The following is a 12634-nucleotide window of genomic DNA, read 5'->3' on the forward strand; positions in this document are numbered from 1 at the left end:
TTTGGTACCCCGACTTTTTTTGGGGGTTTGGAACCAACACGACATAGTATGGTTCCCCCCCCCCCCCCCCCCCCCCCCCCGGGCCCCGGTCCTGCGGGTTGTCGGTCAGGCGGTGTTGGGGGAGAGGGTCCAGAGTTGGTTGCGGCCGCCGGCGCAGTCCCAGATGTCCAGGGTCCTGCCGTTGGTGGTGTCCCAGCCGTGGATGTCCATGCAGCGGTTGGAGGCGGGGTTGTAGAGGCTGCCGTCGCTGCGGAGGGTCCATTGCTGGCCGGGGTCGCCGACGCAGTCGAGGATGCCGATGGGGGAGCCGTTGCCGGTGGCGTTGTCGCGGACGCTGACGCACCAGGTGCCGGTGCGCAGGGTGCCGTCCGGGGCGAAGGTGAACTTCTGGGTGATGCCGTTCCAGCAGTCCCACACGACCAGGTTCTTTCCGACCGCCGGGCCGAAGTTGTCGAGGCACTTGCCACTGTCGACGGCCGAGCGGATGGTGTAGCCGGCGGGCTTGCCGGGTGTGCCGCGGGAGACGGCGGTGGTGAACTGGGCGATTCCGCCGACCGGCGCAGTGCCCGGGACCTGGCTGATCGTACCGTCGGCTCCGGTGACGAACAGATCCGGGTTGCCGTCGCCGTTGACGTCGCCCGGCGAGTCGACGGAGGGGTAGGCGGCGGTGCCGAAGGACACCGGCAGTACCGCGGCCGCGGTCGGGCCGGTCCACTGCTGGCTGATGTTGCTGAGGCAGTCCCAGAGGATGAGCTGGTTGCCGGGAGTGTTCTTGGCGCCGGGGACCGCGAGGCAGCGGGTGGACTGGGGGTTCTGCAGAGTGCCGGGGTAGGGGCCGTCGGTCCACTTCTGGGCACTGCTGTTGTTGCAGTCCCAGAGCTGGATGCTGGTGCCGTTGGCGGTGTCGCCGTTCTTGACGTCCAGGCACTTGCCGAGCACGTGGAGGGTGCCGTCGCTGCCGCGGGTGAACGCCTGGGCGCCGGTGCCGTTGCAGTCCCAGAGCTGGGCCGGGGTGCCGTTGTCGGTGTAGCCGCCGTTGATGTCGGTGCACATGCCGGCGCCGGCGGTGTTCTTGACGGCGGAGGCCAGTGCCTGGTGCACGGGAGCATGCAGTGTCGTCGCGGGCTTGCCGTCGGCGGCGAAGGAGAGCGAGTAGGTGTACAGGGCGCCGGTGACGTTGTCGCGTGCCCACAGGGCCGGCGTCCCGCCGACGGCCCCCGGGGCGAGCAGGGTCACCGTCGACCAGTCGCCGTCGCCGAGGTCGGTTCCGGCACCGAGCCGGCAGCCGCCCGTATAGGTGCCGGGGTAGAGCCGCAGTCGGCCCTTCTCGACGGTGATCAGGTCGGCCAGGCCGCTCGGGTTGCCGTAGGTTCCGGGGGCTACCAGCTGGGTGAGATTGGCCCAGGTGCCGTCGATCCCGGCCGCGCAGGTCGAGGACGTGCCGAGTTCGGTGATCCTGCTTCCGATGCTGAAGTGGCCGGGCGTTCCGGCGGGGGTGGCGGTGGCGTCGTTGAGGTAGGCGTAGAGCTTGTGACTGCCTTTGTTGTAGGCGAAGAGGTCGTCGACGCTGGACTGGGTGAGCGAGCCCCGGTGGGCGATCAGGTAGTTGTTCCAGCTGTCCTTCTCGGGGCTCTGGCTCTGGGCCGAGGCGAGGGCCGGGGTGGCGGTGAGGTCGCGGTTTCCGGAGACGAGGGTCAGGCTGCCGTTGGACGCGGGGGCCAGGAAGTCGGGGGTGCCGTCGAAGTCGACGTCGCCGGGGACGACCTTGGTGGCCGGGTTCCAGGGGGCGTAGAAGTCGTAGACAGAGGCCTGGGGCTGGGTGTTCCCGGCGCCGTCGACGGCCCGGGCGTAGAGGCGGTGCGTGCCCCATTGATCGGGGTTGAGCTTGACCGGGATGTCGGCGGAGGCGGAACCGTCCGCGTCGGGCGTCACCTGGACGGCGTTGGCCCCGACGGGCGGGATGTTGTCGTCCAGGTTGTACTGGAAGGCCCTCACGCCGCTCTTGACGCATGAGCCGCGGGTGCAGCCGCCCGGGGTCGGGTCGGTGCTGCTGACCTTGATGCTGACGCCCTGGTCACCGGCGTGGGCGGTGGGGACGAGACCGCTGCCGAGTGGCGGGAAGGCCTGGAGGGCGCCGAACTGTGCCTGCGTCGGTGGAGCGAGGTCGACGTTGAAGTAGCAGGCCACCGAGGTCGGACCGCTCAGCCCGGTGTCCGAGGCGGTGGCGTTCCAGCCGTACTGGTGTCCGTCTGACACCCTCAGACCGATGTTGGCGCGGCCCCAGCCGGATGACCCGAACTGGGCGCTGGTCGGGTCGCCCACCCCCGCGGGGCCGCCGTGGCCGTCGTCCGCCATGCTGTCCCACACGTGGAAGTTGACGTTCAGGTTGGCGCCGGGCATTCCGGTGGACGCGTAGGCGTTGAGCGTGATGTTCGAGGCGTCACCGGCCAGGGAGGTCATGCCGATCCATCCTGCGTTGCCCCAGTTGTTGCACGCCGGGCCGCCGGGGTTCTGGGAGTCGGGGCTGGTGTAGAGGGCGTCGGGCGTGTTCGGCGCGATGCTGTAGCTGGCGACGACGTACGGGTCGTTGTTGAACCGCATGAAGTGGTCGATGCCGGTGGAGCGGGTCTCGTCGCCGAACAGGCCGACAGTCAGCGGCCGGCCCTCCTGGACGACCTGGCGCACCGCGCCGGTGACGTCGAAGTTGACGGGCTGGTAGCCGCACGGACCGTAGGCGCTCTTGGGCCATTTGGTCTCGCCGTCCTGGCGCACGCCGGGCTGGTTGTTCCAGTTGGTTCCGCCGTCGAATCCCCAGGTCCACTTGAGGGTGACCGGGGCGGTGGTGTCGCAGCCGTGGGCGGCGCCGTAGGTCTCGTAGAAGTACGCCTGGGCGTGGTCGATGTTCATCTGCGGGGTCAGGGCGCCGGTACCGAACTCGTAGAACGAGCGCTCCATGCCGTAGCAGTTGGTCCGGTAGTGCTGGTAGCCCACACCCTGCCCGTTGTCCTGAGCGACGTCGTACTGCGGGGTGCCGGCGCAGCCCTCCATGACCTGCGCGTAGTGGCTCCTGGTCAGGGTGGCGGGCTGGAAGGTCGGGTCGATGAACAGCGGCCAGACGGTGCCCTCTCCGGAGAGTAGGGCGGCGTCAGGGGTGAGGGTGAGCGAGTCGCCGTCAGCTTTGACGGCGATCGGGCGGACCTTCGCACCGTCCCCGGGGCCGTCGGAGGAGGACGACGGCGCGCCGGCCGATGTGGAGGAGGTCTGGGTCGAGCCGAGGTCGGCGGGACCGTTGGACTTGGCCGCGGAGGTCGCGGTGGGGCCAGGGGCGGAGGAGTCCCACATGAGGGGTGCCGGAGCGGTGAAGACCGGCTGGCCGTCGCTGGATGTAGCTGTGAGGTTTCCGGTCTGGTCGGTGGCGAGGGCGAGGCCCTTGGTAGTGGTGCCCAGGCGCAGCGTCGCGAGCTTCGGGTTGGCCGCGGCCTTGGCGTCCTTGACGACCAGTACCTCGCGTACGGCGCCCTGGTCGGTGACGTTGGCCTGGAGGTCGACGCCGGGCAGGACGTCGGGGTAGCGGGCGCCCGCGCCGGTGATGACCGGGCTGGGCAGGGGGAACGGGAAGGCGAGGGCCAGGCTGCGGCCCGACTTGTCGGTGAGCGTGGCGAGCGGGCCGGCGCCGCCGTCGGAGAGGACCACTCCGGAGGGGCTGGCCTTGGGGGACCAGCCGCCGTCCTTGGAGCGGGTCAGCGTGGCGTCGACCGGTGTCCAGGTGCCGTCCTTCTGCACTCGGGCGGGGCGGAGGTGGGTGGTCAGGGTGAGCCTGCCGTCGGGTTGGGCGACCGTGAGGGAGGACTCGGTGGTCAGGTCGTCGACGGTGACGGGTATGCCGCTGGTCCTGGCCTTGAGACGGGCCGCCTGTACGGCGCTGCCCGGGCCGGCGGCGGGTCGGGCGGTTTGCGCGGGATGCGCGTTGAACGGGCGATCGGCCGCGAATGCCGTTTGGGTACCGCCTGCTACCAGTCCGCCGATTGCGGATATCAAGGCAGCGTAATGTGCCAATTTGCGTGTTCGGCCATGCCGGACACGACGTGTTTCCCCCACGGATGGTCCCTTTCGGATGCATTGAACCGGAAAGACTCCACTGTGACGCATCTCACGCCAGTGGGTCGCGGTGCAGGTGAACCGGCAATTCCGGGGCTTTGACCAGCCAAAGGCGGCTGCAGAAGAACGCACCGGAACCGGCGGGCCGCGGGAAGGCTATTGCGTCGTTCGCACCCGTGGCAATACGGTTCCGGCGGCTCGGCCCGGCCATCCCGGGTTCGGCCCGAAACAAGATGACATCACGTCAGAGACACTTGTCCAATGGGGGGTTGGCCGTGAGCTCTAAGCTGCAATGGTTCGGTTCGGGCGCGGCCGGCCGCCGCCGGCGGCATCGCGCTGTGACGGTATCCGCGGTCGTCGCCGTGATGTCCCTCCTGGCTCCGACGGTATCCGCGGAGGTGGTCGGCGGATACCACTATGCCTATGACGAAAAGGCCTGGCCGACCGGCCCATTACCGGCCCTGCCGAAAGTCGACGGCCACCCCGCCAAGGGCGGTGGAAAGATCGAGGCCAGGCCACAGGCCGGTGCCCGCGAGCTGTCGGAACACCATGCGAAATCCGTCCAGTGGCCTGCCGAAAGCACTGTCACGGTCAACCTCGGCAATTCTGCCGGGAAGCCCCGGACGGCCTTGGCCGAAGCGGCGGCTGCCGACGCCCCGGTGCGGGCCGGCAGTACACCGGTGCTGATCGGTGCGGCGGGCCAGGTCGGACCCGGGACGAGCGCGAAGTACTCGGCGGCAGCTGAGACGCCGGCGGGTGAAGCACTGGCCGAAACACCGTCCGCGGTCCAGGTCAAGGTCGCGGACCGGGGCAAGGCCCAGGCCGCCGGGGTCGACGGCCTGCTCGTCGGCCTCACCCGTGCGGACGCCGGGAAGACCGGGGCGGGCAGCGTCTCGGTGAGCCTGGACTACAACGCCATCGCCCCCGCGTACGGCGGAGCCTGGGCGTCCAGGCTCCGCCTGGTGGCCATGCCCGCCTGCGCGCTGACGACCCCCGAGGTCGAGGCCTGCCGCAGTCAGACCCCGCTGGAGCACCACAACGATCCCGCTGCCGGACTGCTGACCGGCACCGTCGCCCTGACGGCCGCCGGTACACCCGCTCACGCGGCCGGCTCCGCCGCCCCAGCCGACCGGGAGTCCGCAGCGGCGGCACCCGCCGCGCTTGCGATCGCCGCCGTCGGCGGCGAGAGCGGTGGTTCGCAGGGCTCCTACGCCGCCACCTCGCTGTCCGCCTCCGGCAGCTGGTCCCAGACCGCCTCGGGCGCGTTCACCTACAACTACCCGGTGGCGACGCCGCCGTCACTGACGGGATCGGCGCCCTCGGTCGCACTGTCCTACAACTCGCAGGCCATCGACGGCGAGACCTCGGCCCGCAACTCCCAGGCCTCCTGGATCGGCGACGGCTGGTCGTACAGCCCCGGCTTCATCGAACGCTCCTACAAGACCTGCAAGGACGCGGGCATCCCCGGTTCGGCGGACCGATGCTGGGCGGGGTGGAACGCCACTCTGTCGCTCGGCTCCCACTCGGGTGAACTGGTCCGGGACGCGAACGGCGCCTACCACCTCCAGAGCGACGACGGCACCAAGGTCGAGCGTCTGACGGGCGCGGCCAACGGCCTGTGGCAGGGCGAGTACTTCAAGGTCACCACGACCGACGGCACCGCCTACTACCTGGGCCTGAACCACGCGCCCGGGACGACCTCCGACCCGGCCACCAACAGCGCGTGGGGCATCCCCGTCTACCACCCGAACAGCGGTGACCCGTGTTACTCCGCAGCCGGCGGGAAGACGTCACAGTGCGACAGCCCGCTCGGCTACCGCTTCTCCCTCGACTTCGTGGTCGATCCGCACGGCGGCCTCCAGCGGTACGACTGGGCGACCGAGACCAACTACTACAGCATGGGCGCCGGCCAGGCCGCGGCCGCCGGCGGGAGCGGCAAGCTGACCCCGTACATCCGGGGCGGCTACCTGACCAAGATCTCCTACGGCTACAAGCTCGACGACGCCGTCGCGGGCCGCGAGCCCTCCGCCCGCGTCACCTTCGACACCGCCCAGCGCTGCGTCGTCTCCGACAGCGTCTGCCAGGCGTCCAACCTCTCCTCCGCCACGGCGACCAACTGGCCGGACGTCCCGTACGACCTGACCTGCCAGTCGGGTTGGCCCACCAGCGGAACCGGTCCCAACGTCTGCCGGACCAGTGCGGGCACCTTCTGGTCGACCGTGCGGCTGCGCGGCATCCTCACCGAGCTCCGGACCACCGCCGGCTGGAACGGCGTCGACCGGTACGACCTCAAGCACGTCTTCTCGGACGCCGGCGGCACCCTCGACCCGGTGACCGGCAACACCGTCGACCCGAAGAACACGGGCGCGCTTCAGTCCGTGATGTGGCTGTCGGAGATCCGGCACACCGGTCTGGACAAGTCGGCCGGTGAGGGCTCGACCGCCGCGCTGGACCCGGTGACGTTCAAGGGCATCGAGGTCGACAACCGCGTCGACGGCTCCACACCCGCCGCACCACCGCTCTACCGGCCACGGATCTCCGGCATCCAGACGGAAACCGGCTCGTTCATCGCTGTCGCCTACCGGGACCCGGAGTGCTCGCGCGTGAAGGGGACGATGCCGCCCTCACCCGACAGCAACACGATGGCCTGCTACCCGGTGTGGTGGACCACCCCGGGCGCGGCGAAGCCGATCGCGGACTGGTTCCACAAGACCCTGGTCGCCAAGGTGACCGTCTCCGACTCCACCAAGGCCGCCTCACCCGCACAGACCACCGCGTACACCTACAGCGACGGCGCCGCCTGGCACCGGGACGACTCCGAACTCACCGACGACCAGTACCGCACCTGGAACGACTTCCGCGGCTACCGCACCGTCACCACCACCTCCGGCTCCTCCCCGTACCCCATCGGCCAGGCGACTGTCCGCTATTTCCAGGGCATGGACGGCGACTACAAGGCCGACCAGGTACCGCACAGCGCGCCGAAGCTGACGAACTCCCTGGGCGAACAGGTCCCGGACAGCCCGTGGCTGGCCGGCATGCCACAGGAGACCACCGTCTACACGGCCGCCGGCGGCGACGCCGTCTCGAAGTCCCTGTCGGACGTGCCGGACCTCAAGGACACGGCATCTCGACCGCGAACCGCCTGGACCTCCCCGACCGGTGGGACCCCGAAGCTCTCCACACTGCCACCCCTGGTGGCACGCAGGACCGCGGCCGCAGGCGGTCGCAAACTCGACCTCCTCTCCGACGGCAAGACCTGGCGCACCAGCCGGACCAGCACGCAGTACGACGAACTCGGCCGTCCCTCCCAGACGAACAACGACCCGGACAGCGCGAACCCCGGGCTCCGGACCTGCACCACCGTCAGCTACGCCGTACCTCCCGCGGCCAACCCGATGATGCTCGCCTACCCGAGCGAGAACCTCACGGTCTCGGGCCCCTGCGGCACCAAGGCAGGTCCGGACACCACCGTCAGGGACCGCCGCCTGATCTACGACGGCGCCCCCGACCCGGCCAACCCGGGCGCCGTCGGCCTGCTCGGGCAGAACGGATCCGGAAACGGGTACGTCACGGCGACACAGGTCCTGAAGTCCTACGACGGGCAGGGCCAGCCGGTCTACCAGACGGCGAACGCCCAGAGCTTCGACACCTACGGCCGCGTCACCCGGAGCGTCGATCCCACGGGCAACGTCCAGTCGACCGCCTACTCCCCGGCAGGGGACACCCTCCCCACCGAGATGTCGACCACGAACCCCCTGCAGTGGACCTCCAAGAGCACCATCGCGCCCGCCCGTGGTTTGGTCACCCGCGCCGTCGACGCGAACGGCCGGATCACCGACTCCACCTACGACGCCCTCGGACGGCGGACCAAGGTTTGGCTCCCCGGACGGAACAAGGACGACGGCAAGTCACCCGACCGAACGTTCGCCTACCTGGTCCACGGTTCGGGGGACACCCCCGATCCGTCGAGCGTGAGCACACAGACGCTCCGTGAGAACGAGACCTACAGCACCTCGGTCACCATCTACGACGGCTTCCTCCAACCACGCCAGACCCAGACCTCCACGGCCAACAACACCGACGGCCGGCTGGTCACTTCGACCAGGTACGACACCCACGGCCAGCCCGTCATCAGTATCCCGACCTGGTCGGACCCGACGACCGCCCCCGGCACGACCCTGTTCGACGAAGTCGAGAACAGCCTCGCCTCGGAGCAGGTGACCGTCTTCGACGGACTGAGCCGCCCCGTGGCGCAGCAGATGCTGGCCAAGGGCGGTCTGCTCTGGCAGTCGACTCGCGCCTACCCCGGCGCCGAACGGGTCGACACCACCCCGCCCTCGGGCAGCGCCCCGACGACGGCGTTCACCAACGCGCTGGGCCAGGTCACCTCGTCCGTGATGCACGGCGGCTCCGGAATCGGCGACGTCACGACCACCTACGGCTACGACCGCGGCGGCCGCCGACAGTCCGTCACAGACACCGCAGGCAACACCTGGTCGTACTCGTACGACATCCAGGGCAAGCGCGTCTCGCAGACCGACCCCGACAGCGGCACCTCCACGACCGGCTACGACGACCTCGGACGCGTCACGACGACGACGGACGCCCGCGGCCAATCGATCTCGCTCACCTACGACGCCATCGGCCGGGTGACGGGCCGCTACGACGGCACCAACACCTCCGACAGCACCAAACTGATGGCCTCCTTCCAGTACGACACCCTTGCGAAGGGCTACCCGACCTCCGCCACCCGCTACGTCGGCGGCGTGCAGGGCAGCGCCTACGTCCAGAAGGTCAACGGCTACAACACCGCCTACCAGCCCACAGGCACCACCACCACGATCCCGGCCGCCGAGGGCAAACTCGCCGGCGACTACACCACCTCCGAGACCTACTCCAACAACGTCGGCCTGGCCGCCTCCATCGGCTACAACGCCGAGGGCGGACTGCCCGCCGAGACCCTCGGCTTCGGCTACGACCTCCAGGGCGAGCTCATCCAGGCGGGCACGGCCGACACGCCGCTGCTCGACATGGCCAACTACAACGCACGCGGCCAACTCCTCGTGTCCACCTACGGCAAGGCCGGAAGCCTGCTGCGCACCGCGCAGACCTACGACGACGCGACGGGGCGCCTGACGACCAACCGGGTCAGCCTCCAGGGGAACGACACCAACCCCGTCTCGGGGACCACCTACGGCTACGACCAGGCCGGCAACATCACCAGCGTCGCCGAACTTCAGTCCTCCGGAGGCACGGACCAGACCTTCGACGTCCAGTGCTTCCGGTACGACGGGCTGGACCGCCTGGCCGAAGCCTGGACCGACACCTCCGGTGTCAGCACCCCGACGGCCGGCCAGGTCTCCCACTGCAACAACCCCGACCCGGCACCGATCGCCATCGGCGGCCCGGCGCCGTACTGGCAGAGCTTCCAGTACAACCTGCTCGGCGACCGGACCCAACAGATCAAGCACGATGTCACCGGAGACACCTCTCGCGACCTCGTCCAGACCAGCACCTACCCGGGCGCGGGCGGCAAGCCCGCAATCGCGGCCAACGCCCTCACCGCCGTCACCACCACGACCGGGCCCGCCACCTCCGCGCTCACCTCCGCGGTCGGCACCGGCGGGACGCCGAACTGCCTGGACGTCAGCGGCGCCCGCACGGCCAACGGCACCGCGATCCAGTCCTGGACGTGCAACGGCAACGGCGCCCAGAAGTGGACCCGCAACGCCGACGGCACCCTGCGCGCCCTCGGCAAGTGTGCGGCCGCGACCGGCACGTGGCCCGGCGCCCCGATCCAGCTCTGGACCTGCGACGGCAGCGCCGCCCAACAGTGGCAGGACGGCGCCAACGGCGCCCTGGTCAACACCGCCTCGACCCTCTGCCTCGACCTGCCGGGCGCCAACCCGAAGCCGGGCACTGCGGTCGCACTGTGGACCTGCAACGGCACCGGCGCCCAGCAGTGGCCTGCCACCGTCAACCCGCCGAGCGGCCCCTCGGCCACGGCGACGCTGACACCGCAGTACGACGCAGCCGGCGACACCACCTCCCGCGCCACCACCACGACCACCACCCTGCCCTCCGCCGTACCGACCGGCGCCACCCCGCTGTGCCTGGACGCCTACGGGGCCAAGAACGCCAACGGCACGGCCGTCTGGAGCTGGACCTGCAACCGCAGCGCGGCGCAGGACTGGACCATCGGCACCGACGGCACCCTGAGGGTCCTCGGCGCCTGCGCCCGCCCCGTCGGCGGCACCGCCGGAGCCGGCGCCCAGATCGAACTGTGGGCCTGCGACCCGAACGACAGCAGCCAGCTGTGGCGCACCGGTACCGACGGCTCCCTCGTCCACAAGACCTCCGGCCTCTGCGTGGACCTGCCCGGAGGCAACACCGATCCGGGCACCCGCGTCGCACTGTGGACCTGCAACCGAGGCCCCAACCAGAAGTGGGGCCCGGGCGGCACCCAGCCCACCGGCGGCGGCACCCAGGCCTTCACCTACAACGCCGAGGGCCGCACCGAAAGCGTCACCACCCCGAACGGGGCCGGCACCAGCACCTCCCGGTACCTCTACGACGCCGGCGGCAAGCTGCTGATCCAGCGCGGCTCCGACGGCACTGTCCTCTACCTGTTCGGCGGCGCCGAACAACTCACCCTCTCCGCCGACGGCACCAACGTGACGGGCACGCGGTACTACCCGCAACCCGACGGCACGGTCGTCATCCGGTCCGGCAGCGGCGGGCTGACCTACCAGCCGACCAACCCCCAGGGCACCTCCAGCCTCCAGGTCGACGGCACCACTCGGGCTGTGACCCGCCGTGCCTTCGACCCCTACGGCAACCCCCGCGGCGCGGCCCCCGCTTCATGGGCCGACAACCACGGCTACCTCGGCAAGCCCGTGGACGCCGGCAGCGGCCTCAACCTCCTCGGCGCCCGAAACTACGACCCCGCCATCGGCCGCTTCCTCACCGTCGACCCAGTCTTCGAGGCGGGCGACCCCAACCAGATGGGCGGCTACACGTATGCCGGCGACAACCCCACGACGCTGAGCGATCCGAACGGCCTGTGGGACTGCGGCTGGTGCTCGGCGGTGGGGCACTTCGTCGCGGGTGCGGTCGACAGCGGGGTGGGCTGGCTGGCCAAGAACAGCCCTTACGTGGCCATGAACAACTTCGGTGTCGAGGTCGACAAAGCGATCAGCCGTGACGTCGGTGCCCGGGTGTCGGTCACCGGTGACCTGCACTACATCGAGCCCAGCGAACACCCCATGGCGGACATCTTCGGGATCCCCCACAACGACACCGCATACGTCGCCGGCGAGGTCACCGAGACGGTGCTGGAAGTCGCGGTCGACGGCTACGGCCTCATCAAGGCGGGGATCAAGGCGGCCAAACTCCTGACCGAGGCCGCCGCCGAATCCGGCGGCATCCGCAACGCCCTGCGACGCCTCTTCGGAGACGGCCCCAAGTCGAAGGGCGGTGGCGGCGGGGGTTCTGCAGAGCCCCCCGCAGAACCGCACATCCGCAGCGGCGGGCCGATCGACCCAGCAGCCCCGGCCACCCCGAAGGCCAGACCCGCTGCCCCAGCCGAGCCGACGTCACCTGCCCGCACCAACTGCAGTTTCACACCGGACACACAGGTTCTGATGGGCGACGGCACCACCAAGGCGATCGGAGACATCAAGCTCGGCGATCTCGTCCAGTCCGCTGATCAGGAAACCGCGACCGACCAGGGTGCCCGTGCGGTCACCGCGACTCTCGTCCACACCGACAACGACCTGATCGACCTGACAGTCCAGACCGACAGCGGCACCGAGAGCACAGTCCACACCACGGCCGAGCACCCCTTCTGGGACGACACCACCCACACCTGGGTGCCCGCGGGCCACCTCTCGGAGGGCCACGCCCTCAAGACCGTCACCGGTCGGCCCGTACACATCACCGCCGTCCACCCCGCAGCCGGCACCAAACAGATGTACAACCTCACTGTTGCTCAGCTTCACACATACTATGTTGTGGCAGGCGGCACGCCGATTCTGGTCCATAACAAATGCGAGACAGGGTCGACTCCCAATGCCACGTTCCATTGGGACCCTAAGAGTCAGCACGCCTCAATTACTGTGAGGTCCGGGGCCCGCACGGTGACGACTGATGCATTTCCCGACTATGTGGAGCCGCCATGGGGTGGCATTGAAAGTCTGAACCTTCCTCGTATAGTTCAGCCCCCTGCGGAAGGGGCATTCGCACTAGATTTTACACTTCCGAACCCCGAGGGGGCGCTCGCTTATATCGATGGACTGTTTGAAAAACAAAGCTACATGTTCGGCGAGTGGGACAAGGAGACCAATAGCTGTATCACATATTGCTCTGATATTCTCAGGGAAGGTGGCCTGGGCGAGTTCTTGCCGGGTGAGGCAGGGACGTCCCTGCTTCGCGGCCGCATCCCGTCCGAGTTGTACGGCAGGCGAGAGGACTAGCAGGCGTGGGCGAGTTTGTGAATCCATATCAGATATTTATTGATGTGCTGGCCCATCGG

2 protein-coding genes are annotated in these 12634 nt (G+C 69.4%); one reads left to right on the forward strand and one right to left on the reverse strand.

Annotated features, from left to right (window positions below; all coding sequences use genetic code 11):
- Window positions 1-105 precede the first annotated feature (105 nt).
- Entirely contained in the window at window positions 106-4038 is a 3933-nt protein-coding gene (locus tag ACZ58X_RS10185; RefSeq protein ID WP_470333201.1) for a ricin-type beta-trefoil lectin domain protein, read from the reverse strand.
- A gap of 689 nt (window positions 4039-4727) precedes the next feature.
- On the opposite strand from ACZ58X_RS10185, the gene ACZ58X_RS10190 reads away from it, so the two are divergent.
- Window positions 4728-12575 (forward strand): ricin-type beta-trefoil lectin domain protein, encoded by a 7848-nt coding sequence (locus ACZ58X_RS10190; protein WP_470333202.1) that lies wholly within the window; start codon window positions 4728-4730, stop codon window positions 12573-12575.
- Window positions 12576-12634 lie beyond the last annotated feature (59 nt).

The organism is Kitasatospora sp. NPDC040550 (genome assembly GCF_055594965.1).